This is a genomic window from Polyangiaceae bacterium (assembly GCA_020633235.1).
Classification (GTDB): domain Bacteria; phylum Myxococcota_A; class Polyangia; order Polyangiales; family Polyangiaceae; genus JACKEA01.
Genome location: JACKEA010000002.1, coordinates 226,392 through 250,705, shown reverse-complemented (window position 1 = coordinate 250,705; position 24,314 = coordinate 226,392). Strand labels below are relative to the sequence as shown.

Sequence of the window (24,314 nt, the reverse complement as noted above, 5' to 3'; positions counted from 1 at the left end):
ACGTTGCCGAAAGCGCCCGCGGAGGGGAGTATTCGGGCGCCATGGCCGACAAAGACCGCCCCTGGATCATGCGGACCTACTCCGGGCACTCGAGCCCGGAAGCCTCCAACGCCCTGTACCGCCAGAACTTGGCGCGGGGTCAGACCGGCCTGTCCGTCGCCTTCGATCTGCCGACGCAGACGGGCTACGACCCGGACCACGTGCTCTCGCGCGGGGAGGTGGGGCGCACCGGAGTGCCCATCGCACACCTCGGGGATCTCGAAGCGCTGTTCGACGGCATCGAGCTCGAGAAGATGAACACCTCGATGACCATCAACGCGACCGCCGCGTGGCTGCTCGCGCTGTACGTGGCCACCGCGGAGAAGCAGGGCGCGGACGTGAAGCTGCTCCGTGGCACCACGCAGAACGACATCATCAAGGAGTATCTGTCTCGGGGGACCTACGTGTTCCCGCCCGGACCCAGCCTGCGGCTCACCGCGGACGTGATCCAGTTCACCGTGGAGCACGTGCCGGAGTGGAACCCGATCAACATCTGCAGCTATCACCTGCAAGAAGCGGGAGCCACGCCGGAGCAGGAGATCGCCTACGCGCTGACGACGGCCATCACCGTGCTGGACACGGTTCGCGCCCGGGGCGTAGACGGGGATCGGCTGGCGCAGGTGTTCGGGCGGCTTTCGTTCTTCGTGAACTCCAGCCTGCGCTTCGTGGAGGAGGCCTGCAAGGAGCGCGCGTTCGTGGAGCTGTGGGATCGTCTGGGCAAGGAGCGCTACGGCGTGCAGGATGCGAAGCTCCGGCGCTTTCGCTACGGCGTGCAGGTGAACTCCCTGGGTCTCACCGAGGCGCAGCCCGAGAACAACATCGTGCGCATCGTGCTCGAGATGCTGGGGGTGACCCTGAGCAAGAAAGCGCGGGCGCGGGCCATCCAGCTGCCGGCGTGGAACGAGGCGCTCGGTCTGCCGCGGCCCTGGGATCAGCAACTGTCCCTCCGAGCGCAGCAGATCCTGGCGTTGGAGACGGATCTGCTCGAGTACGGCGATCTGTTCGACGGCTCGCCGGTGATCGAGAAGAAGACCCGGGAGCTGGCCGACGCGGCGTGGGCCGAGGTCGAGGGCATTCTCTCTCGCGGCGGAGGCGTGGCGGCGGTCGACAGCGGCACCATCAAGGAGCGGTTGGTCGCTTCCAACGCCGCGCGCATCGCGGCGATCGAGCGTGGCGAGCAGACGGTGGTGGGCGTCAACCGCTTCACCGACACCGCCGAGAGCCCGCTGGGCGGTGCCGACGCCATCTTGCGGGTCGACGAAAAGGCAGAGGAGCAGCGCATCGCTGCCGTGGAGGCCTGGCGCAAGCGGCGCGACGACGACGCCGTGAAGCGCGCTCTGGAGGAGCTCGAGCGCGCGGCACGGAGCGACGACAACCTGATGGTCGCCTCCATTGCCGCCGCCAAGGCCGGCGTCACCACCGGGGAGTGGGGCGACACGCTGCGGCGCGTGTTCGGTGAGTACCGCGCGCCGACGGGCGTGGGCGGGGCGCGCACGCCGGAGCTCGGGGACAGCTACGCGGCGCTGCGCGAGCGGGTGGCGAAGCTCGAGAAGTCCCTCGGCCGTCGCCCCAAGATCCTGGTGGGCAAGCCGGGTCTGGACGGCCACTCCAACGGCGCCGAGCAGATCGCGCTGCGCGCGCGGGATGCGGGCTTCGAGGTGGTGTACGAGGGCATTCGCACCACGCCGCGGGACTTGGCGCGCGCCGCGGTGGACGAAGGCGTGCACCTCGTCGGGCTCAGCATTCTGTCCGGTGCCCACATGGAGCTCGCGCGGCAGACGCTCTCGCTCTTGGCCGAGCGCGGCGCGAAGGTCCCCGTGGTCGTCGGCGGCATCATTCCGGAGACGGACGCCGCGGAGCTGCGCGCCGCGGGCGTCGCCGCGGTGTACACACCGAAGGACTACGAGATCGCCCGCGTGCTCTCGGAGCTGGTCGAGATCGTGGAGCGAACCGCCGCGTGAGCGTGGACGTCACCGAGCTCGCGCGCGGTGTGACGACGCGCAGCGCCGTCAGCGTGGCCCGCGCCATCTCGCTGGTGGAGGACCGGCGTCCGGCGCAGGAGCCCAAGATCTTGAGCCTGCTCGCGAACCTGGCGAAGAGTCCGAACGTCGCCGCGTGTCGTCGCGTGGGCATCACGGGGCCTCCCGGCGTGGGCAAGAGCTCGCTGGTGAGCGCGCTGTGCCGCGCGCTGCGCGCCCAGGGGCACTCCGTGGGCGTGCTCGCGGTGGATCCCTCCAGCCCGCGCAGCGGCGGCGCGCTGCTCGGGGACCGCGCGCGCATCGTGCACGATCCGGACGACGGCGACGTGTTCATCCGCTCCATGGCATCCGGCGGGCATCTCGGAGGGCTGGCCCGCGCCGCGGGCGCCGCCGTGGACGTGCTCAGCGCGGCCTACGACTGGGTGCTGGTGGAGACCACCGGCGTGGGCCAGAGCGAGACGGACATCGAGCACGTGGCGGACACGGTGCTGCTCGTGATCCAGCCGGCGAGCGGCGACATGCTGCAGTTCATCAAGGCCGGCATCCTGGAGATCCCCGACGTGCTGGCCGTGAACAAGGCGGACCTCGGCGAAGTGGCCGCGCGGGCGGGGGCGGAGCTGCGCGCCGCTCTGGAAGCCCTGGGCACGGCCCGCACGCCGCCGGTGGTGCACACGTCCACGCTCACCGGGGAGGGTATCGACGAGCTGGTCAGGGTGCTGGCCGAGCACCGCGACGACATCGCGGACCTGTCGGCACGCCGGATCGAAAAGAGCGCCCAGTGGGCGCTCCGGCTATTCACGCATCGCTACGGCGAGCTCGGGGTGGACGACCGCGGCGGCCCCAGCGCTCTGCGCGCGGAGCTGTCCCGACTGATCGCGTCCGGAGCCAGCAGCCTCTCGGCCGTGGCACAGCTCGCGCCGCGCTGAATCAGGTGGCGGTCTTGGGTGGGGCCTTCGGCTTCGCGTCCTCGGCGTTCTCGGCCGCGCGCTTCAGCTCCCACTCCAGGTTCTTCTTGGCCCGACGCTTGCGCTGGCGACGACGAGCACGAGGATCTTGCGGGGTTCCCATAGCGGCGCGGTCTTTAGCGCGAACCGCGCCGCCGTTCCACGGAAATCTTCAGGCTGCGGGGCTGGCCCCGCGGCTCACCGGGGAGCTAGGGCGGTCGAAGTCGAACAGGCTGGGATTTTCCCGGGTCCGCTCGGCCTCGTACAGGTAGAAGCCCGCGCCGGTCTTCTTGCCCAGGCTGCCCGCCAGCACCAGACGGCGGAGCAGGGTGGGGCAGCGATAGCGCGGATCGCCGAGCTCCGCGTACAGGTTCTTGCTCATGGCGAACACCACGTCCAAGCCGATGTGGTCCGCCAACGCCAAAGGACCCATGGGATGCGCGCAACCGAGCTTCATCGCCGTGTCGATGGCTTCGGGTCCGGCGACGCCCTCTTCCAAGGTCTCGATGGCGTGCAGGATGTAGGGTACGAGCAGGCGATTGACGAGGTAGCCGGGGTGGTCCCCCACCTCTACCGGAACCTTGCCGATGTGTTGGCAGAAGCTCCGCATCGTCTCCACCACGTCCGGCGAGGTGGCCGCGATGGGGCCGATTTCCACCAGCTTCATCACGTTCGCGGGGCTGAAGAAATGCAGCCCCACGAAACGCTCGGTACCTTCCAGGGCCTCTGCCAGGGTGGTGAGGCGCAAGGACGAGGTGTTGCTACCGATGATGGCCAGGGGCTGCGCGTGGGCTTCGATACGGCGCAGCAGATCCTGCTTGGCCACGACGTTCTCCGCGGCCGATTCGATGATCAGATCCGCTTCGGCCACGCGGGAGAGCTCCGTCGTTACTTCCAGGAGCTCGAGGGCTCGGTCGCGATCCGCGGCGCCGAGCTTGCCCTTGTCCACCGCCCGAGCGAGGGAACGCTCGATGCGACGTCGAGCGCTCGACGGGTCCCCGCCGGTGGCCTTGATGGCGATGGTGCGAAGGCCGCTCTGGACGCAGGCCTGGGCGATGCCCGTTCCCATCAGTCCGCAGCCGATCACCGCGACGGTTTGGATTTCGCTCACCATGGTGCCTCCCGGTTTCTTTACAAACTCCACTAACGCAGTGTGTTGTAACCACGGAATAGGTGCCGGTCAACTCAAAACCTGTTTTAATATAAGCAGTTACGGCTTCGCGTCACTTTACAAGTTGATGGCGCATATTAACTTGTAAACGGCCTGTAAACTCCCCGAAAATCCTGGGGATGGCCGAGACCCCCTCCCTCAACAGCACCGTCGGGCGCCGCCTGCGGGAGCTCCGCCTCGAGCGGGGCCTGGCTCAGGGCGAGCTCGCCCGACGCCTGGGCATCAGCCCCGCCTACCTCAGCCTGATCGAGAAGGGGCGCCGCACCGTGCAGCTGCCGCTCTTGTGGAAAGCGCTCGAGCTGCTCGACGTGGATCCCGAGCCCTTCATCCGCAGCCTCGGGGAGCGCCCGGTAGAGCAGAGCTTGGGGCAGCTCCTCGACGAGCCGTTGCTCCGCTCCTTGGACATCGATCGCGAGACGCTCTCGAGCTTGAGCGAGCCCGGGGCAGCCACGACCATCGCGGCACTCTTCAATCTGTACAAGAACACGCGCACGCAGCTCGACAGCCTGCTCGAGCACCTGTCCCGCCAAGAGGCCGGGCGCAAGGCCCGCGCCTCCCTCGACGAAACGGACGCGCTGCGCTTCGACTTCTCGCCCCTCGACGAGGTGGCGGACTTCGTGCAGCAGAGCGACAACTACTTTCCCGCCATCGAGGAGGCCGCCGAGAAGCTCCGGCGGGACGTGGCCCTCGAGCGGCGAGTGCTCTCGGATCAGCTCGCCGGTGCCCTCGACAAGCTCGGTCTGCGAGCGGTGGGGGCCGCGCGCCCCGGGAGCAGCGTGGTGCGCCGCTACGACCCCGAAGCGGGCACGGTGGAGCTGTCGCCGGAGCTCAGCGAGGCGCGCCGCAAGTTCGATCTGGCCCACGTGATCGGCCTGAAGCTCCTGGAAGAGCGCGGTCTCAACGAGGCCATCACCGCGTCGTTTCGGCCGCGCCACGCCGAGACCCTCACGCTGCTGCGCGTGCATCTGGCGAACTATTTCGCCGGCGCGCTGTTGATGCCCTACGACGACTTCTTCCGCACCGCCCAGGGCACCCGCTACGACGTGGAGCGCATCGCGGATCTGTTCGAGATGAGCTACGAGGCCGCCGCCCACCGGCTCACCAACCTCTCGGACCCCCGCCGTCGCGGTGTGCCCATGCACTTCATGCGGGTCGACGTCGCCGGCAACATCTCCAAGCGCTACAGCGCCACCGGGCTGCGCTTTCCTTCGGGCCTCGGCTCGTGCCCCAAGTGGGCGGCGCATACCGCGTTCCTCACGCCCAGCGCCATCAGCAAGCAGTTCTCCGTGATGCCCGACGGTACCGCGTACTTCTGCTTTGCGAAGATCACGAGCCAGACGGTGCGCGGATCCATGGTGAAGGGCACGGTGTACTCCATCGGCCTCGGTACCCACGCGGAGGACGCCGACAAGCTGGTGTACGCCGACGAGCATCCGCGCTGGGCGCCCGAGCGCGCCGAGCGCATCGGCGTGCCCGTGGGCGTCACCTGTCGCTTCTGCGATCGCGCGGACTGCAACCAGCGCGCGGCCCCCAGCTACAAGTTCGCCTTCAGCCCGGACGCGCTGGTCAAGAAGGACAACTTCTTCTCGCCGATCCTGGAACGAGACTCCTCCCGCAGAAAGTGAATGTCGGGGCGGCGCGAGCCCCGTCACGGACGGCCGTCGGGGCAAGTGCTATCCTCCGGCGCGATGCGACGCGCGCTACTCTTCTTCACGGCACTGGCGCTCTCGGGCTGCGGGAGCCGAAGTCTCTTGGAAACGCCGGACGGCGGCGCGGGCACCGGTGGCGCCGGCGCCACGGGCGGCGTCGGTGGCACCGCCGGTATTGGCGCCACGGGCGGCGTTGGCGCCACGGGCGGAGTCGGTGGCACGGGCGGCACGGGCGGCACGGGCGGCTCCGTATGCGGCGGTCCCGGCGCGGCCTGCGCGCATCTGTACGACTGTTGCGATTCTCTGACGTGCTACGCGGGGCAATGCCTGGTGGCGTCGCCTCCCTGTGCGCCCCCGGGGGAGATGTGTGGTGTGGCGCCGTGCTGCAATGGGACATGCGGACCGACGGGCGAATGCCCCGTGCCCGGCTGCCTTCCGGTAGGCGCGAAGTGCGACTACTTCAACCCGACGTGCTGTCCTGGCCTCAAGTGCTCGAAGATCGGCATCTGCTCCGAGATCGCGCCGCCCGTGTGCTCCGGCCCCGGACAGCCCTGCGCCAACGGCTGTTGTGATGGGCTCGTGTGCACGAACGGGATCTGCAATCCCCAGCTGCCGCCCAAGTGTCCGCCCGGCAACACGCCGTGCACGTCGTGCATCTATCAGAGCTGCTGCCCGGAGCTGAACGACTGCCAGGCGGACCCGGCCTGCAACAAGACGTGGTTCTGCATCGAGCAGTGCTTGCAGCAGCCGAACCCGAACCAGTGCGCGTCGAACTGCGTTTCGGGCGGGCTGCCGCCCGCCTTCGTGCCGCTCGCTCAGTGCGTCGGCAACGTCTGCAGCTTCGCCTGCGGCGGATAGCGCGCGGTTCCGCGCCGAAGTAGACCAGGGATGAAAGCGAGAGTAGCTCTGACACTGGTTGGAGCTGCGGTGCTTTGGATGGCGTCGGCTTGCGCGTCCAATGGACGCAATGCGCCCGAGGGCGGCGGCGGAGGAGGTGCAACGAGCGGCGCTGGTGGGTCAGGGGGAGCAGCGGGAGCTGCGGTGTGCGTTCCAAACGCGGACGCCGTCAAGAAGACCCTGGCCGACTACCTCGCTTCACAAGCGCCGTGCACGCTCGACGCGGACTGCACAGTGGTCGACTCCTTTCACATCCAAGAGTGTCAGGGATGGTGCACCCTCGCCGTGCGCGCAGATGCCGTCGACGGCCTGTGGCAGATTGCGAGCTTGCCATGCACCACATGCAAGCAGAACGCGCGGTGGTATCCCGAGTGCCTTGATTCAGGGATTCCATCCGCGGTCTGCAACGCTGGAAAGTGCGAGGTGAGCTTTCCCGCGTCGCAGATCGACGCGGGAGTAGACGCCGACACACCGGACGCTGCTACCGAGTAGAGGCCAGGGAGCGCGGTTCCGCGCCGAACCGACAAAAATGAAGAACGCCACCGGGAGGGGATCCCGGTGGCGCTTTGCTCGAGCGTGACGCTCAGACGGTCCAGGTGTTGCCGGAGTTCAAGAGCTTCTCCAGGCTGCCCTTGCCGAGCTTCTTCTGGGTGGCCTCCCGCTGGGAGGTGACGGTCGCGTCGTAGGTGGGCCGATCGGAGGCGTACAGCACGCCGACCGTGACGGGGAACTTGGGGAAGGGCATGCGCGCGAGCATGTACGCCAGGGTCGCGTTGGTCTCGTCGTGCACGATGATGTCCTTCTCGGTGATGCCGTTCTCTCCCAGGGTCACTACCTCGAGGCCGAAGGTGCGCGGGTCGATGCGCAGGCCCTTGTTCTTCTCCTTGCCGAAGAGCAAGGGCTTCTCGTGCTCCACCCGCAGCAGGGCGTCCGCCATGTTGGCCTTGTCGCGGAAGGCGTCGAAGGCGCCGTCGTTGAACACGTTGCAGTTCTGATAGATCTCGATGAACGACGCGCCGGTGTGCTGGGCGGCGCGTCGAATCATGTCGCTCAAGTGTCCGGCGTCCGTGTCGATGGAGCGCGCCACGAAGCTGCCGGAGCAGCCGATGGCGAAGGTGCAGGGATCCACCGGGAAGTCCGCCGAGCCCGTGGGGGAGCTCTTGGTGACCTTTCCGAACTCGCTGGTGGGCGAGTACTGACCCTTGGTGAGGCCGTAGATGCGGTTGTTGAACATCAGGATGTTCACGTCCAGGTTGCGCCGCAGGCAGTGCATCAGGTGGTTGCCACCGATGCTCAGGCCGTCGCCGTCCCCGGTGACGATCCACACGCTGAGATCGGGGTTGGCGACCTTCACGCCCATGGCGATGGCTGGCGCGCGCCCGTGGATGGTGTGAAAGCCGTAGGTGTTCATGTAGTAGGGAAAGCGGCTGGAGCAGCCGATTCCGCTGACGAACACGATGTTTTCTCGGGCGACGCCCAGCTCCGGCATCACCTTCTGGACGTTCGCGAGGATCGAGTAGTCGCCGCAGCCCGGACACCAGCGGACGTCTTGGTCCGTGGCGAAGTCCTTCTTGGTGAGCTTTTCCGTTTGAATCACGTTCGACATGCTCAGCTCTCCATCGTCTGGCGAATGCGGTCCTCGATCTCGTCGATCTTGAACGGCTGCCCTTGGATCTTCGGATAACTCTCCGCCGGTACCAGGTACTGACCGCGGATGATGTGGACGAGCTGACCCATGTTCATCTCCGGGATGAGCACGCGCTCGAAGCGCGAAAGCACGTCCCCGAGGTTTTTGGGCAAGGGGTTCAGGTAGTGGAGGTGCGCGTGGGACACGGACAGGCCGCGATCCCGCGAGCGCTGCACGGCCTCGCGGATGGCGCCATAGGTGGAGCCCCAGCCCAGCACCAAGAGCTTGCCGCTCTCGTCCCCGACCTCGATGCCGAGCTCCGGGACGTCGTTCGCGATGTTCGCGATCTTCGCCGCCCGCGTCTTGCTCATCAGCTCGTGGTTGTCCGGGTCGTAGGAGATGTGACCGCTGTTGTAGTCCTTCTCGAGGCCGCCGATGCGGTGGAGCAGGCCCGGCGTGCCGGGGATGGCCCAGGGCCGCGCCAGCGTCTTTTCGTCCCGCAGGAACGGGTGGAAACCCTCGGGATCCGTGCGGTAGCTCACCTCGATCTTGGGCAGCTCGCTCACGTCGGGGATCTTCCAGGGCTCCGCGCCGTTGGCGAGGTAGCCGTCGGTGAGCAGGATCACCGGGGTCATGTATTTGACCGCGATGCGCACCGCCTCCAGCGCCATGTGGAAGCAGTTGCCCGGGGTGGACGCCGCCAGCACGCACATCGGCGCTTCACCGTTGCGGCCGTACATGGCCTGGAAGAGATCCGCCTGCTCCGTCTTGGTGGGAAGCCCCGTGCTGGGACCGCCGCGCTGGATGTTCACCACCACGAGGGGCAGCTCCGTGGCCACCGCCAAGCCCAGCGCCTCGCCCTTGAGGGCAATGCCGGGACCGCTGGAGGTGGTGACGGCGATGTTGCCCGCGTAGGCGGCGCCGATCGACAGGCACACGGCCGCGATCTCGTCCTCGGCCTGGATGGTGGTCACGCCGAAGTGCTTGAACTTGCTGAGCTCGTGCAGCACGTCGCTGGCGGGGGTGATGGGATAGGCGCCGAGCAACACCGGGCGACCGGTGATCTCCGCGGCGGCCACCAGACCCCAGGCCAGCGCCACGTTGCCACCGATGTTGCGATAGCGACCGGGCGCCACCGGAGCGGCGGGGACCTCGTAGCGGTAGTGGCTGATCTCCGTGGTCTCGCCGTAGGCGTGGCCGGCCTTGAGCGCCGCCACGTTGGCATCCACGATCTCCGGCCGGGAGTGGAACTTGCTCTCGATCCACTTGATCGTGGGCGCCATGTCGCGGCCGTAGATCCAGAACATCAGACCCAAGGTCCAGAAGTTCTTGCAGCGGTTGGCTTCCTTGCTGCTGACCCCAGTGCCCTCCACCGCTGCCACCGTTTGCTTGGTGATGTCGATGGCGATCACGGCGTAGCCGTCCAGCGATCCGTCATCCAGCGGGCTCTTCTCGTAGCCGGCCTTCTTCAGGTTGGTGTTGCTGAAGGCGCCGCTGTTGACGATCAGCAAGCCGCCGCGCTTGAGGTCGCGGATGTTCGTCTTCAGGGCCGCGGGGTTCATGGCCACGAGCACGTCGGGCCGATCCCCGGGCGTGAACACGTCCCGAGCGGCGAAGTTGATCTGGAACCCCGACACTCCGTAGGTGGTACCTGCGGGCGCGCGGATCTCCGCGGGGAAGTCGGGAAAGGTCGCGAGGTCGTTGCCGGCGAGGGCTGCGGCGACGGTGAACTGCGAACCGGTAACCTGCATGCCATCGCCGGAGTCCCCAGCGAATCGAACGACGGCACCTTGAAGCTGTTCCGGATCGGACTCCCCGGAATCTCGCTGGGACACGGGCTGTGCGTTTGCCATCCTCGTCGAATACTCACTTTCCTGGATTGGCGGCGCGGCTCCCGACCCGGCGCTGCCTCGAACGAGGGGCGGCCATGCGGCCGTCCCGAAACCCCGGCGTGCTACCACCGGAGTCTCGGAGCGTCACATTCTCCGCATCTGGACGGTTGTCAAGCAGGTTGGCTCAGGGAGCGTGGCGATCGAGCATCTCGCCCAGGCGGGGGGCCGCCGCCTCCACGTGCTTCTTGGCGGAGGGTCGGAGCTTCTCGTAGGCCTTCTTGATGGCCTTTCGCTGGGCGTTTTCCGCCCGCTTGTCGGTGATGGCCAGCAGCGCGTCCGCCATGCGGCCCTTCTGCTCTACCAAGTGGACGCTGGGCTTCTTCTGCTGCTCCAGGGCCTCCTGATACAGGGGGTCGAGGGCGTCCAAGAAGTCGTCCAGCAGGTGGTCGACCACCTCCGGCACGAAGCCGGGTTTCACGCCTTGGACGATCTTGTACGCGCCTTTGATGGCCAAGCCAGTGACCCCGGACTTGTCCGCGACCTCCTGGTCGAGGACCGTGCAGGCCTCGCGGACCACGGTCTGGCGCTTGTCTCCTTGGGCGGCGATCTCTTTCAGAGTAGGCATCGAGGTCGGCCTGCTAGCACCTCTCCGAGCCGACCGAAAGCGCCAGGATACGATGTAGGCGCGGGGTCGCCTTGACGGCACGGGCCGGGAGCGGGCCAAATCACGCGTTGATTGGTAAACTAGCCGCTGGAGCAGCCCTCCGAGCAGGCAGCCCGTGCAATCCGTAGATTTTTCCACCGCCCCCGAAGATCTCAAGCGCGGTACGCGCTTGGGCCGTTACGAGCTTCTGCTTCGGATCGGTCGCGGTGGGATGGCCACGGTGTGGGTGGCGCGGGAGCGCGGCGAGACGCGGCAGCAAGATCGCCTCGTCGCGGTGAAAGCGATCCTGAGCGACCTCGCCTCGGATGACGACTTCGTCAAGATGTTCCTCGACGAAGGACGCATCATCCGAATGATCCGCCACAAGAACGTGGTGGACGTGTACGAGCCGGGGGAAGACCGCGGCGTGATGTTCCTCGCCATGGAGTGGGTGGAAGGGGACTCGCTCCACGCCGTGATCGCGGAAGCCGGCAAGCGCCGTCCAATCCCGGCGGAGATGGCGGTGCGGATCATCGCCGACGCAGCGGCGGGATTGCACGCCGCACACGAGCTCCGGGACGACAAGGGCGAGCTGATGAACGTCGTTCACCGCGACGTGTCGCCGCACAACATCCTGATCGGCGTGGATGGCGGCATCAAGCTGGTGGACTTCGGTGTCGCCAAGGCCATGGGGCGCGTGAGCGAGGCCACCAGCGCCGGCCAGCTCAAGGGCAAGTTCGGTTACATGTCGCCGGAGCAGGCGATGGCCAAGAAGGTGGATCGTCGTGCCGACGTATTCGCGCTGGGCATCGTGCTGTTCGAGCTCACCACCGGGCGGCGGCTGTTCCGGGGCGAGCACGACGCCGAGACGCTGCACCTGGTGGTCAGCGGCAAGATCCCTCAGCCCAGCAGCATCGACAAACGCTATCCGAAAGAGCTCGAAGGCATCGTGCTGAGGGCCCTGGAGCGGGACGTCCAGAAGCGCTTCCAGACGGCGGAAGAGCTGCAGCACGCCCTCGAGAGCTACCTCAAGGCGGAGCGCGTGGTGGTGCCCCGCGCCGGCATCGCCAACCTGCTCAAGAAGGTGCTGGGCGGGCGCATCGAACAGCGCCGCAAGGCCATCCGCTCCGCACTCCGAGCCATCGACGGCGACGCGCCGGTGGGCAGCAACGTTCCGCCCAGTGATCCGCTCGCCAGCGCCGTGCCGCCGGATCACGCCAGCGTCACCGGTGTGAGCGCCGTCACGGACCCCAGTCACCCGAGCAGCGTCAGCAACGTCGGGAGCGTGAGCAACGTCAGCGTTCCCAACTTCACGCCCAGCGGACCTTCGCATCAGGGCATGAGCGGCACGCGACCCGCGGGGCTCCACTACGGCACCGGCGGTGAGGTGTCGCACACCGGTCACTCGCAGCTGAGCCAGGTGTCGTATCCCACCGGTGGAACCGTGGTCGTCAAGCGCGGCGGTATCGGCGGCTACGTGATCGGCGTGCTGGGCTTGGCGGTGGCTCTCGGCGTTGCCGTGTTCTTCATCGTCAACCCACGGGTGCGCACCACGACCATCGTGAGCATGCCGGCGGCCTCCGCGGCTCCGCAAGAGGCGCCCCTCGCGCCCGCGCCTCAGGTGCAAGACGACCCCGGCGTTCCCAAGCTGAACCTGGACGAGCAGGCGGATGCGGGCGTCGAGAAGGCCAAGACGCAGCCCAGGCCGAAGAGCTGGAAGCCGCCCCCCGCGAAGACCGCGCCGCCCGTGCAACCGAAGAAGCCCCCGCCGGCCACGACGACCGCGCCTCCGCGTTCCAACCCCTACGAATAGCGGCGCGCCGGGGATCGCGCCGCCCCGGCAAGACCCTCGGTCAGCTGACAGATCTTGTCGCTGCGCCGCGGAAACGGCTCACAAGGGCTTCTTCGGGACCTTGCGGATGAGCCCGGAGCTGGTCGCGTACACGATGTCCGCCGGGGCTGCGGCGATGTCCACCGGGCCGTCGTCTTCGGGGGCTATTTGCGTCACCTGGCCGCCCGCTGCGGAGCTCGAGAACACGCCGCCGCCGGCGAAGTTCGCGCTGACGTCGCCCTCCGCCGTCCAGGCCAGCTTGCCCTCGTAGGTCACCAGATCGCCAATGCCGGTGAAGCCTTCCGTGAGCTTCTCTTCCACCGAGCTGCCCGAGTCGCAGGCCGTGCTCACCTTCTTGCGCCACACGCTGCCGCCCGCCCGCGTGTAGTAGAGGTACACGGCGTCCGCTGCCACGCCCACCGCATCCGTGATCGCGGTGGAGAGCGCCGCCAGCCGCGCGCCGCCGGTGGTGGGGATGCCCCACACGTCGCCGTTGCTGACCCAGTACACGCAGCCGCCGGTGACCACCACGTCGCCACCGGACTCGTTGCCGTCCGCCGTCACGTACAGGGTTTCCCCGGTGGTGGCGCCGGCCGTGAGCTGGAAGCGCAGGAGCGCCGTGGTGTTCTGCGCGATCGCCTTGGTGCTCACGTAGGCGTAGCCGTCCGCCGCGGCGGCGATGCCGACGGCGAGCTCGATGGGCGTCTGCGGCGTGATGCTCTCGGCGGCGCCGCCGGCCTTGGGCACGCGCACCAGAGTGCCGCCGCCCTGGTCCGTGCCGCCCACCACGAACACCGAGATCGAGCCCGTGGGCGCGACCATGGCCTGCGGGCGCTCGAGGGTGAAGCCGGGCACTTGGTTGCCCGAGCCCCCGGCAATGGGATGGCGGAACAGGGGCACGGAGGTGCCGTCGAGCTCGGTACGGAACACGTCCGAGTCGTCCACGCTGATGATGGCGCGGGCGGAGGTGCTCGCCAGGTTCGTGACGGGGTACTTCGAGGCGTCGTAGGGCACGACGCCGGGCCAGGGAGAATCCGGTCCCGAGTCGACGGTGCCGCCGGTGCCGCCGGTGCCGCTGGTGCCGCCGCTGCCGCCGCTGCCGCCGGCGTCGCCGCCGGTCGCGCCGGAGCCGCCCTCCGTGGAGGCGTCAGCGGCGCCGATCTTGGACTCGTCGAGAGTCTTCAGGCAGCCGACGACCAGCGCTGGGGCGAGGAGCAGCAAAGTAAGGCGACCGCGAAGGCGCAGCATCTCGAAAGCCATGATACAGGGTTTTCATCGTAGCGTGACACGTTGGCGCCTTGGCACCACGCCCCGCTTCCCGGCTGGGCTCCGCGCCGCCACTGTTCCATGCGGCTTCAAAACGCTGTAGCGTCGAAGATGGTGAGCAGTTTTGCGCGTTGGACCAGCGTAGTGGTGCTGGCGGTCGCGAGCACGGCCACGGTCGGGTGGCCCACCGCCGCGCACGCCCAGGGCGCCAAGGCGGAGAGCGGCAAGGACGACGCGCGGCGCTTTTTCAAGGCCGGGCAAAAGGCCTTCGCCGCGGGGCGCTACGAAGAGGCCGCCCGTGCCTTCGAAGAGGCGTTTCGCATCAAGCCGCACCCCGCGCCGCTGATCAACGCGGGAGACGCGTACGAGAAGGCCGGCGAGCTGGCGGCTGCGGCGCGCGCGTACCAGCGCGTGCTGGATCTGGAACAATCCCAGGAGCAGGACCGGCAGGACGCGACGGATCGTCTTGCGCGGCTGAGCCCCAAGCTGGCGGTGATTCAGCTCAGCGGTGATGCGTCCCAGCGCGTGCGGGTGGACGAGGACGAGTTCACGGGCGACCAGCGCGTGTACGTGGTGCCCGGGGAGCACGACGTGAAGCTCTTGGACGTGGACGGCGCCAAGGCGCGACGCGTGGAAGTGGCGGCCGGCAGCACCCGCACCGTGGAGATCTCCACGCTGATGCCGAAGCAGGAGACGTCGAGCGGCACGGGCCCGTCGATGGATGACGCAGACGGGGACGAGCCCATCGCCGACAGCGGTGGAGAGAAGAAGTCCGGAGGCATCCGCGCGCCGACGTGGATTGCCTTTGGCGTCGCTGCGGTGGGCGCCGGCGGCGCGGTGTACTTCGGGCTGCAGGTGAACGACGCGGAGTCGTCCTTCAACGACCACCCGAACCAAGATGACTACGACCGCTTCAACAAGAACAAGCTGTTCACCAACATCAGCATCGGCGTGGCCGCCGTGGGGGCGGGGGTCGGCACCTATCTGCTGATCAAGGACTTGGGGCGGAAGGAAAAGCAGACCAGCGTGCGTCACCATTTGCCCGTGGCGGTGGACGCCGTCCCGCTGCAGGGCGGCGGAATGCTCCTCGGCAGCGGCCGCTTCTGACCGCCCAAGACGCCTCGACGCTTCTCGGCGCTCGCGCAGTTGCCGCGAAGTCGCATCGACAAACCAATCTCTCTCCCTCTCCCGTTCTCTCTCTCTCTGATCTTGGCGCTCTTGGCGACTTGGCGGTTGGCGTTCTGGCTGCGCGAGCGGGTTGCTCAGCGCGGGGTGAGCAGGGGGAGGACGCGAGCGGACAGCGCGGCGAAGCGGCCCTCCAGGATGGCCGTGCGCGCTTCGGCCACCAGCCGTTCGTAGAACGTGAGGTTGTGGATGGACAGCAGCCGGTGGGCGAGGATCTCGCCGGCGATGAACAGGTGCCGCAGGTACGCGCGGCTGTAGCCGCCGCGGCAGGTGGGGCAGGGACAGTGCTCGTCCAGCGGGCGTAGGTCCGAGCGGTGAGCGGCGTGCTTGATCACTATCTTGCCGTCGAAGGTGAACACCTGGCCGTTGCGGGCGTTGCGCGTCGGCATCACGCAGTCGAACACGTCCACTCCGGCGCCGATGGCGCGGATCAGATCCGCGGGCGTCCCGACGCCCATGAGGTAGTGTGGCCGCGCGGGATCCAGCTTGGGGCCGACCTGCGCCAGGGTCTCGTGCATGGACGCATTCGGCTCGCCCACGCTGAAGCCGCCCAGGGCGATGCCGTCCACGGGCAGGCGCGCGAGCTCTTCCGCGTGCCGCAGGCGGAGCTCCACGTCGGTGCCGCCTTGCACGATGGCGAACAGCGCCTGGTCCGCGCGCTTCGCCGCCAAGCAGCGCTCGGCCCAACGCGTGGTGCGCGCCACGGCGCTCTCGAGCACCTCGCGGGGCGAGCCCCCGGGCGGACACACGTCGAGCTGCATCGCGATGTCGCTGCCAAGGAGGCCCTGGACGCGCATGCTCTCTTCCGGCGACAGACGATGGCGCGAGCCGTCGAGGTGGCTCGCGAACTCGAAGCCGTCTTCGTCGAGCTTCACCCGCTCCGCCAGGGAGAAGGCCTGAAAGCCGCCGGAGTCCGTGGCGATGGCGAAGGGCCACTTGGAAAAGCCGTGCAGCCCGCCGTGCTCCGCCACCACCTCGGGGCCGGGCCGGAGCCACAGGTGGTAGGTGTTCATGATGGTCATCCGCGCGCCCGTGTGAGCGACCTCTTCTGGCGTGAGCGCTTTGACGGTGGCCTGGGTACCCACGGGCATGAAGGCCGGCGTGGGGACCTCGCCGTGGGGCGTGACGAGGGTGCCCGCGCGGGCGGCGCCGTCGGTGGCGTCCACGCTGAAGCGGATCACGACGCTCGCTCCGGGATCCACATCGCGTCGCCGTAGGAGAGGAAGCGGTAGCGCCGGCGCACGGCCTCGGCATAGGCGCTCCGCACGCGGTCGAGGCCGGCGAAGGCGGCCACCAGGGCGATCAGGGTGCTCTTCGGCATGTGGAAATTGGTGAGCAGGGCGTCCACCACGGAAAAGGCGTAGCCCGGCTGGATCAAGAGGCGGGTCTCGCCGGCGAAGGGCGTGACGTGCCCCGGACGCGCGGGATCGCGTGCGCTCTCCAGAGCGCGCACCACGGTGGTGCCGATGGCCACGACGGGGGCGCCCCGGCGCCGTGCATCTGCGATTGCGGACGCCAGCTCGGGGCCGACCTCCAGCCACTCCGAGTGCATGTCGTGCTGGTCGAGGTCGTCCGCGGTCACGGGCTTGAAGGTTCCGGCGCCCACGTGGAGCGTGGTCTTCGCGACGCGGACGTCGCGCTCCGCGAGCCGCGCCAGCATGGCCTCGGTGAGGTGGAGCCCCGCCGTGGGCGCCGCGACCGAGCCCTGGCGCTCGGCGTACACGGTCTGGTAGCGCTCGCGATCCGCGGCGTCGTCCGGGCGCCGCACGTACGGCGGCAACGGGACGTGACCCACCCTCTCCAGGGCGGCGTCCACGTCGCCGTCGGCCGTGAGCAGAACCTCGAGACGGCCGCCGTCGAGCCGTTCCAGCACGCGGGCCGTGAGCGCGCCGAAGTGGACCTCCGTGCCGGGACGCAGCCGCTTGTGGGGACGTCCCAGTGCCAGCCAGCGCTGTCCGTCCTCGGAGGTTCCGCGGTGTCTCGACAAAAGCAATTCGGTACTTCCGCCGCTGTCGCGCTGGCCGAGCAGTCGAGCGCAGAGCACCCGCGTGTCGTTCAGCACCAGCAGAGCGCCGGCGGGGATGCGCTCGGCGAGCTCGCGCACCTGGGCGTGCTCGAGCTCCGAGCCGAGCACCAGCATGCGGCCGCCGTCGCGCTCCGGTGGCGGGTGCTGTGCCACCAGCTCTTCGGGCAGCTCGTAGTCGAACAGCTCCGTGCGCATGCCCTCACGCCGCGTCGTTCTTCTTCCACTCGGCCTGGTAGCTGAGCCCGACGTTCAAGATCTTCTGCAGCAGCTGGGGGTAGGGAATGCCCGCGGCGTGGGCGCTCTCGGCGAAATCTTCGCCGTACTTCAGGTCGGGATTCGGGTTCGCTTCCAGCACGTACACCTTGCCGTCGTCACTGAGGCGAAGATCCATGCGGCTGTAGCCGCTGAGGCCCAGGGCGCGATACACGCGCTTGGCGAGCCGGCCGATTTCCTGCTCCGCGCCCTCTGGCAGGTCTTTCGCCCGGTGCGTCTTGATGCGGTACTTCTTCTGGTAGTCGAGGTCCCACTTCACCTTGGCGGTGGCGATGTGCGGTACGCCTTCCGGCAAGAGCTCGAAGGGCAGCTCCCACACCGGGAAGGTCTGCAGCCGCTGGTTGCCGAGCACGCCCACGTACAGCTCTCGACCTTGGATGTACTCCTCTACGATCACATCCACGCCGAAGGTCTCGTGCATGAACTCGACGCGTTCTGCCAGCTTGGCGTCGTTGGTCACCACCGAGGCCTGGGAGATGCCGAGGCTCGCTTCCTCGTTCACGCTCTTGACCACCAGCGGATAGTCGAGGTGGCGCGGCCGTTTGCCTTTGCGCCCCACGGGGAACACGTGGAACTTGGGCACCCGAATGCGGTGCGCGGCGAGCAAGCGCTTGGACAGGGCCTTGTCTCGAGCCAAGAGCAGGCCCCGCGGGTTGCATCCGGTGTACGGCTTCTTCAGGAGCTCGATGTAGCTCACCACGTGCTGGTCGTAGACGGCCACGCCGTGAAAGTGCACCAGCAGGTTGAAGGCGATGTGGGCCTTGGTCTCGGCGAAGGCGTCACGGATGGCGCCCAGGTCGCTGCCCACCCCCGACATGTACACCTCGTGGCCGAGCTTCTGCAGCCCCGCGACCACGTCGTACTCCGTCGCCCACTCGGCGATCTCCTTCTCGGAGTAGCCCTCCAGGCTGTCCGGCGGGACCAGGTCCTCGTGCATCAGCACCAGTACACGGAGCTTCTTCATCGCGCCAACCTGTGATGACCGCCATGCAGGTAGTTCATGGTCTGGACCGTGAGCAGCATCAACGCATCCTGTGCCACATCGGTGTCGGCGCGGTCCGTGCGTACGTCGAGCTCCTCGCAGCGCTCGATCATTTCCATCAGCACCTGGTCTATCGTGTATTGGTACTCGCCGGTCCAGCGCGCCACGCGCCGACGGAGCTCCCGGCGGTTCTTGCGCAAGATGGTGGCGGCGGGTCGTCCGCGCACGCCCTCTGGCAGGGTGGGAAACACCTTGCGCAGATCGCGGTCGTAGAAGCTCGGGTGATCGAGGCCGTAGCGGGCCTTCTTCTTCGCGTAGTGCTCGCGGAGGGTGGTGCGGTTGGTGCTGAGGGGCTCCACCCGCTCGCGGGAGCGCACCTTGGCCGGAGTGCCGGAGATCTCCCGCATCAGGCGGTCGAGGTACTGCAGCTTCTTCAGCGCGGGCCAGCCTTGGTAGCGCTTGCGCCAGCGTGAGTGTGGGTCCAGCCACACCGCGAAGGTCTCGGCGAAGTCCTCCGCCGGGTGGCTCTGGGCGTACCAGAGATCCAGGTGCAGCACGTAGCTCTTGCTGTAGGGCTTGGGCTTGTAGAACTTGGAGTACGGCTGCGCGTAGGAGCCGAACACCTCGCGCCAGGTGCGCTTGCGGTGCAGCCGGTAGGCGGAATCCAAGGCGTGGGCGGCCTCGTGGCGGAGCAGCTGCATGCACCAACGTGGCGTGCCGCCCTCTACGTCTAGGATCTGATGCTCTTCCAGCCGCGTGAGGCGCGGATGCGCCAGATAGAACGGGATGGCGATGCCCGGCACTCCATCCGGCGAGAACCACTCCGTGGACAGCCAGCAATGCGGCCGGAAGGGGAGGCCACGGTGGTTCAGCTCGTCATGCAGCTTGTGAACGCGCTCTTCGAGGGTCGTTCCTTCGATGCTCAACTTGAGGTCGCAGAAGCGGACGTCGAGCAGCTCTTCGTCGGATAGTCGAGCCCAGTCGGGAACCGAGGCCTTGCGTTTCGGCCGACGCGCAGGAGCCATCGCGCGTCAGCGGTCCTCGTAGGTGATGCCCAGTCGCGTCATCTTGCGCCACAGCGTGGTGGGGCTGATGTCCAGGGCTTCTGCCGCGCGCTCGCGGCTGCCGTCGAAGGCGCGCAGCGCTTCTTCCACTGCGCGCCGCTCGGCGTCGTCCACGATGTCCGCCAGGGTGCGGCCGGTGGTGCGACTCGGTCGCTTGGGCGCCTGAGGCAAGATGTCGTCTACGGTGATCACGCCACCTCCGGAGAGGGCCACCGCTTGCTCCACCATGTTCTCCAGCTCGCGGATGTTGCCCGGGTAGTCGTAGGTGACCAGCTGGTCCATCACGCCTTCGCCGAGCTTGGAGCGAGCCTTCATCTTGCGGTTGTACTTCTCGAGGAAAAACTCCACGAGCAGCGGGATGTCTTCTCGGCGCTCGCGCAGCGGCGGCAGATGGAAGCGCGCCACGTTCAGGCGGTAGTAGAGGTCCTGGCGGAAGCGCCGCTCTTCCACGGCTTGGGCCAGATCCACGTTGGTGGCGGCGATGACGCGGATGTCGACCTTCACGCCCTTGTTCTCGCCCACCCGGCGGATCTCGCCTTCTTGGATGGCGCGCAGCAGCTTGGCCTGGAAGCTCGGCGTCGTTTCCGCGATCTCGTCGAAGAAGAAGGTGCCGCCATCGGCTTCTTCGAACAGACCCTTGCGCGCGCTCACGGCACCCGTGAAGGCGCCCCGGCTGTGACCGAACAGCTCGCTCTCGAGCAGCGTCTCGGTGATCGCGGCGCAGTTGACCGTGACGAAGGGTCGATCGGCGCGCTTGCTGTTGGCGTGAACCGCCCGCGCGATCAGCTCCTTGCCGGTTCCGCTCTCTCCGGTGATCAGCACGATGGCGTCGGTGGGGGCGATCTTGCTCACGCGAGTGAGCACGTCCCGCACTGCCTGGCTGCGCCCCACGATGTTCTCGAAGTGGTAGCGCTCCTTGAACTCCTGGGCGAACAGGCGAACCTGTCCGTGGAGCCGCCGGCTCTCGAGCGCCTTGTTCACCTTGACGATGAGCTCCTGCTCCGTGAACGGCTTCTGGATGTAGTCGAAGGCCCCCAGCCGCATGGCCTCCACGGCGCTTTCGATGGTGCCGTAGGCGGTCATCACGATCACCTCGGTCATGGGCTGCGCTTCCTTGATCGCCCGCAGCACCTCGATGCCGTCGTATTCCCCCATGCGGAGGTCCGTGATCACCACGTCATAAGCACCGGTGGCCCCCTGCTCGCGCCCCTCGGCGCCATCGGCGGCTTCGTCCACCTCGAAGCCCCCGCCGCGCAACATCATGGCCAGGGTGGTGCGCATGTTGCGCTGATCGTCGACGACCAGGATCTTTCCCGGACTGCCGACGGCCAGGGCGGCGCCCTCCTCCGCCGCAGGGGCCGCCCCGGTGGCGGCGCTCTCGTTGCGATTTCCCTGCATCGTGTGCCCGAGCCCCCGAGGGCCTGTTGGGAACGTTAGTTCCTCGCAGACGGAGTGACCAGAGGCGGAAGGCCACGGCTGCGCGATTTCGCGCCCTTACGCCGCGTCGTATCGTAGAATGCCGGCCTCGTCACGATGAGTCAGGGCCGCAAGCAGATAGGCCGGATCCTGCTGGCGCAGCGAGCCGTGACCCCGGAGCAGCTCGAGCAGGCGCTCCAGCAGGGCGGGGGTCGGTTGGCGTCGCGCCTCGCAGAGCAAGGGACGATCACCGGAGTCTCGGCCCTCAAGGCGCTGTCCGAGCAGCACGGCATCCCTGGCATCGATCTCAACCAGATTTGCCTCCGGTTGGAGGACCTCGACATCTTGCCGCGCGAAATCGCGGAAAAGCATCTGATCTTGCCGGTGCTGATGCGGGACGACCGGCTCTTCATCGCGATGGCCAACCCCCGCGAGAAGAAGGTGCTCGACGAGCTGGAGTTCGTCACGGGCAAGAAGGCCTACCCCTACGTGGCGCTGGAGGGGGTGATCGCGCAGGTGATCCAGGAGGCCTACACCCGCAAGGCCCAGGGCGAGGCCTACTACGTGGGGCCCGCCTGCCCGCCGGAAGTGCTGGAGCGCGTGGGCATCGATCAGAACGGCAACCCCCTGGCGGGAGCCCTGCCGGAGCTCGAGGACGAAGCGCCGCTGGGGGCTCCTGGGGTGGTGGTCGACGACGCCGTGGGCCGCATCTCGCAGAGCGACGAGATAGAGGACACGGAGTTCGGCGACACCTCGCGGGATCTGAGCGTGGTGGCGGAGCTGCCCGAGGAGCAGCTCGATTCGCAGCCCGCCGCGCTCGGCCGCACCGTGCTGGTGGTGGACGACGAAGCCGATATCCGCAAGATGCTCAAGCGCCTGCTCACCAGCCGCGGCTATCGGGTGCTGGAGGCGGACCGGGGCCTCTTGGCCCTGCGGCTGGTCAAGGAGCATCGGCCCGATCTCATCGTGCTGGATGCCATGCTGCCGGAGGTCCACGGCTTCGAGATCGCCCGACGCATCAAGGGCAGCACCCGCTACGGCCACATCCCCATCATCATGGTGAGCGCGGTGTATCGGGGCTGGCGCTACGCCGAGGACCTGAAGCAGAGCTGCGGGGTGGATCACTACATCGAGAAGCCCTTCCGTATCGCCGACGTGATGGCGGCGGTAGAAGCGTGCCTGGTGGAGGCCACGCCGGAGACTCCGGAAGTCGACAGTCAGGAGAGCTCGGCGGACGCGGAGCAGGCGCTGGACGCGGGGGTTCGGGCTTACAAGGCGGGGCGCATCGAGGAAGCCGTGGAGCACCTCCGCCGCGGGATCGCCATCGATCCGCTAGCCTATCGCTTGCATTTTCATCTCGGCCTTCTGTACGGAAAACTGGGGAAAGTCTACGAGGCCATCAGCGAGCTGGAGACCGCCGTCGAGATCAACGCCCACCATTTTCCCGCCGTGAAGAACCTCGCAATCCTCTACCAAAAGGCCGGATTTCGAAACAAGGCTGCAGAAATGTGGGAGCGGGCGCTGTCTCTGGCGCCGGATGACCCCACCCGAAAGAGCATCAAGCAGCACATTTTGAACCTGTTGTGAGCCGCCCTCCAGAAAACCCGCGAAATGAAAGCTTTCGCGCTCCGGGGGCCCTCGCGCTATCCTGTGCCCCGCAAACGCCCGTCGCCGTCCGTCTGAATGAAGTTCCTCTGCCCGAGCTGCAAGGCCAAGTACCAGATCGCCGACGACAAAGTCGCAGGTCGATCGGTACGGATGAAGTGCCGCAAGTGCGGGCACATGATCAGCCTTTCGAAAGTCGTCACCGAAGGATCGGTGTCGCGCAAGCTCGACGGTCTCGGTTCGCGGCCGCCGCCGGCGAGCACTCCTCCGCCGCCCAGCGGCTCGTGGCGTGAGCCCGGGGCTCACAAGCCCAGCCTGCCGCGCGCGGCGCCGCCCCCGCGTCCCGCAGCTGCGCGCTCGCCCCGCGGCCGCCCCGCGCCCCGCGCCGCCGCCGCGTCGTGCGGGCTCGGCGCCGGGCATCACGCCGTCTCCCGGCATCCTCGCCGCGCGCGAGGCGTCGCGCCTGAGCGCGCCCACCGTGGTGGGCAGCCCGCCACAAGAGCTGCTCAAGAAGAACAACGGTGCGGCAGCGCACGCGCTGGCGGACTTCGAGGACACCGGCTTCGACGAAGACGAGCGCACCGTCGTCGCTTCCGTCGGCGGGCTGGCGGCGTCCTTCGCACAGTCCGTCACGGCTCCCGAGTCCGCGCCCCTGTCCACGCTGTCCACGCCTTCGGACGAATGGTACGTGGGCATCAACGGCGTTCCCGTCGGGCCCATTCGCTTGAGCGAGCTCCGCAGCAAGGCGTCCGCGGGCACCATCACGCTGGATTCGCTGGTGTGGCGCGACGGCTTCGAAGAGTGGATCTCGCTGCGTACGTTCCCCGAGCTGGTGGCCATCGTGGAAGAGGGCGTATCCAGCGCCCGAGCGTCGCTCACGCCGCTCTCGCCCCACGTCTCGTCGCCGCCCGTGGCACCGGTCCCGGCACCCAAGCCGGAGGTCTACGATCCCTTCGCGATGCCGTCGGCGCCGGCCGCCGGCGCGCTGGCGGATCCCTTTGGCGCCCCGGCCGCGCCGCCTCCCGCCGCAGCCGTGCCGCAGACCGGGCCCGCGGTCGTCACCGAGCGGGCGCTCAGCGAGTCCGAGTTCGTCATCCCCAAGCGCAGCGGCACGCCCATCGCCGCGTGGATTGCGGTGGCCGCCGCGTTGATCTGCGGCCTCGGCATCGGCTTCGTGCTCTTCGATCGCGAAAAGCCCAGCGACCCCATCGTGAAGTACGTGGAGGTGCCGGCGAAGGATCCGGGCAAGGGCACCGCGGCGAATCCCGAGAGCACCGCCGAAGCGCAGAACCCCGAAGCCACGGACGACGCGGGCACCAAGGCCGTGGCCGGCAAAGCCGGCACCGCGGGCGGCGTCGCCAAGGCGGGCACGCCGGCCACCGCGGACACGACCAAGAAGGGTGGGCTCACGGGGCTCAGTGGGCTCAGTGGCTTGAGCGGGCCGGGACCGACGGGTGGACCCAGCGGCGACAACGGCGCCCAAGCGCACCCCGACGGCCTCGACGGCGCCACCATCCAGAAGACCGTCAGCCGCTACACCGGCAGCGTGAAGCGCAGCTGCTGGCAGCCGGCCCTCGACACTCGAGCGAAGGACGCTCCCAGCTCCGCTCGCGTGAGCGTGACGATTCACGTCGCGCCCAGCGGCAGCGTCAGCTCCGTCAGCTCCAGCGGCGATCCCAAGGGCTATCGCGGTCTCGCGAGCTGCATCACGAGCCGCGTGCGGGCGTGGCAGTTCCCCGCCGCCGGGGCGCCCACGACCGTCAACGTGCCGTTCGTGTTCGCCGCGCAATAGCCTTTGGGTTTGTCGCTGCGCCGCGGAACCTCGCGGCCGCGCGGTCACGTCGCGGAGCGCGCCGTGCGTCCGCGAGCTTCCGCGGCGGACCAA

General features: G+C 68.1%; 19 protein-coding genes and 1 pseudogene. 9 read left to right on the top strand and 11 right to left on the bottom strand.

From position 1 onward, the window contains the following. The first annotated feature begins 41 nt into the window (after positions 1-41). Both H6717_11685 and H6717_11680 read left to right on the top strand, forming a co-directional pair. A complete protein-coding gene (locus H6717_11685) occupies positions 42-2,000 on the top strand; it encodes a protein meaA (protein ID MCB9577671.1) in 1,959 nt (652 codons plus the stop codon). 29 nt (positions 2,001-2,029) lie between these two features. After that, positions 2,030-2,944 (top strand): ArgK protein, encoded by a 915-nt coding sequence (locus tag H6717_11680; GenBank protein ID MCB9577670.1) that lies wholly within the window; start codon positions 2,030-2,032, stop codon positions 2,942-2,944. A 1-nt stretch (position 2,945) separates the two neighbouring features. On the opposite strand, the gene H6717_11675 is transcribed toward H6717_11680, so the two are convergent. Both H6717_11675 and H6717_11670 read right to left on the bottom strand, forming a co-directional pair. Then, the gene (locus H6717_11675; GenBank protein MCB9577669.1) at positions 2,946-3,086 is read right to left on the bottom strand and encodes a hypothetical protein; all 141 of its coding nucleotides are present in this window, start codon (positions 3,084-3,086) and stop codon (positions 2,946-2,948) included. 48 nt (positions 3,087-3,134) lie between these two features. After that, the gene (locus tag H6717_11670) at positions 3,135-4,076 is read right to left on the bottom strand and encodes a 3-hydroxyacyl-CoA dehydrogenase family protein (GenBank protein MCB9577668.1); all 942 of its coding nucleotides are present in this window, start codon (positions 4,074-4,076) and stop codon (positions 3,135-3,137) included. Positions 4,077-4,252: 176 nt separating this feature from the next. On the opposite strand from H6717_11670, the gene H6717_11665 reads away from it, so the two are divergent. Next, positions 4,253-5,758 (top strand): DUF2083 domain-containing protein, encoded by a 1,506-nt coding sequence (locus H6717_11665; protein ID MCB9577667.1) that lies wholly within the window; start codon positions 4,253-4,255, stop codon positions 5,756-5,758. Between the two features lie 63 nt (positions 5,759-5,821). Then, positions 5,822-6,640, top strand: a complete 819-nt coding sequence (locus H6717_11660) for a hypothetical protein (protein ID MCB9577666.1) — start codon at positions 5,822-5,824, stop codon at positions 6,638-6,640. Positions 6,641-7,262: 622 nt separating this feature from the next. Here the strand turns inward: H6717_11660 and H6717_11655 are convergent. The 3 genes from H6717_11655 to H6717_11645 form a co-directional block, all read right to left on the bottom strand. Then, entirely contained in the window at positions 7,263-8,285 is a 1,023-nt protein-coding gene (locus H6717_11655) for a 2-oxoacid:ferredoxin oxidoreductase subunit beta (GenBank protein ID MCB9577665.1), read from the bottom strand. Positions 8,286-8,287: 2 nt separating this feature from the next. Next, entirely contained in the window at positions 8,288-10,159 is a 1,872-nt protein-coding gene (locus H6717_11650) for a 2-oxoacid:acceptor oxidoreductase subunit alpha (GenBank protein MCB9577664.1), read from the bottom strand. A gap of 163 nt (positions 10,160-10,322) precedes the next feature. Beyond that, entirely contained in the window at positions 10,323-10,763 is a 441-nt protein-coding gene (locus H6717_11645) for a hypothetical protein (protein ID MCB9577663.1), read from the bottom strand. A gap of 154 nt (positions 10,764-10,917) precedes the next feature. Between H6717_11645 and H6717_11640 the strand changes: the two genes are divergently transcribed. Then, a complete protein-coding gene (locus H6717_11640; protein MCB9577662.1) occupies positions 10,918-12,594 on the top strand; it encodes a protein kinase in 1,677 nt (558 codons plus the stop codon). Positions 12,595-12,672: 78 nt separating this feature from the next. Here the strand turns inward: H6717_11640 and H6717_11635 are convergent, their stop codons facing one another. After that, positions 12,673-13,860 carry a hypothetical protein gene (locus H6717_11635; protein MCB9577661.1) on the bottom strand — a complete coding sequence of 396 codons (1,188 nt, stop codon included), beginning with the start codon at positions 13,858-13,860 and terminating at the stop codon, positions 12,673-12,675. Positions 13,861-13,989: 129 nt separating this feature from the next. Here H6717_11635 and H6717_11630 point away from each other — a divergent pair, with 129 nt between their 5' ends. Next, a complete protein-coding gene (locus H6717_11630; protein MCB9577660.1) occupies positions 13,990-14,985 on the top strand; it encodes a hypothetical protein in 996 nt (331 codons plus the stop codon). Positions 14,986-15,140: 155 nt separating this feature from the next. Here H6717_11630 and tgt read toward each other — a convergent pair whose 3' ends face one another. Genes tgt through H6717_11605 form a run of 5 tightly spaced genes read right to left on the bottom strand, consistent with a single transcriptional unit; the run spans position 15,141 to position 20,806 of the window. Then, a complete protein-coding gene (gene tgt / locus H6717_11625) occupies positions 15,141-16,244 on the bottom strand; it encodes a tRNA guanosine(34) transglycosylase Tgt (protein MCB9577659.1) in 1,104 nt (367 codons plus the stop codon). Then, positions 16,241-17,284 (bottom strand): tRNA preQ1(34) S-adenosylmethionine ribosyltransferase-isomerase QueA, encoded by a 1,044-nt coding sequence (queA, locus tag H6717_11620; protein ID MCB9577658.1) that lies wholly within the window; start codon positions 17,282-17,284, stop codon positions 16,241-16,243. The genes tgt and queA overlap by 4 nt, the downstream gene beginning before the upstream one ends. Positions 17,285-17,288: 4 nt before the next feature. Further along, positions 17,289-18,326, bottom strand: a complete 1,038-nt coding sequence (locus H6717_11615) for an ATP-grasp domain-containing protein (GenBank protein ID MCB9577657.1) — start codon at positions 18,324-18,326, stop codon at positions 17,289-17,291. Then, complete coding sequence (locus tag H6717_11610; protein MCB9577656.1) at positions 18,323-19,369, bottom strand: hypothetical protein; 1,047 nt, start codon at positions 19,367-19,369, stop codon at positions 18,323-18,325. Before H6717_11610 ends, H6717_11615 begins: the two co-directional genes overlap by 4 nt. Before the next feature lie 6 nt (positions 19,370-19,375). After that, on the bottom strand, positions 19,376-20,806 hold the full coding sequence (locus tag H6717_11605) for a sigma-54-dependent Fis family transcriptional regulator (GenBank protein ID MCB9577655.1): 1,431 nt from the start codon (positions 20,804-20,806) through the stop codon (positions 19,376-19,378). A 135-nt stretch (positions 20,807-20,941) separates the two neighbouring features. Here H6717_11605 and H6717_11600 point away from each other — a divergent pair, with 135 nt between their 5' ends. The 3 genes and pseudogenes from H6717_11600 (at position 20,942) to H6717_11590 (ending at position 24,221) form a co-directional block, all read left to right on the top strand. Beyond that, entirely contained in the window at positions 20,942-22,411 is a 1,470-nt protein-coding gene (locus H6717_11600; protein MCB9577654.1) for a response regulator, read from the top strand. Between the two features lie 96 nt (positions 22,412-22,507). After that, positions 22,508-22,612, top strand: a pseudogene (locus H6717_11595) (zinc-ribbon domain-containing protein). 106 nt (positions 22,613-22,718) lie between these two features. Further along, the gene (locus H6717_11590; GenBank protein MCB9577653.1) at positions 22,719-24,221 is read left to right on the top strand and encodes a DUF4339 domain-containing protein; all 1,503 of its coding nucleotides are present in this window, start codon (positions 22,719-22,721) and stop codon (positions 24,219-24,221) included. The last annotated feature ends 93 nt before the right edge of the window (positions 24,222-24,314 follow it).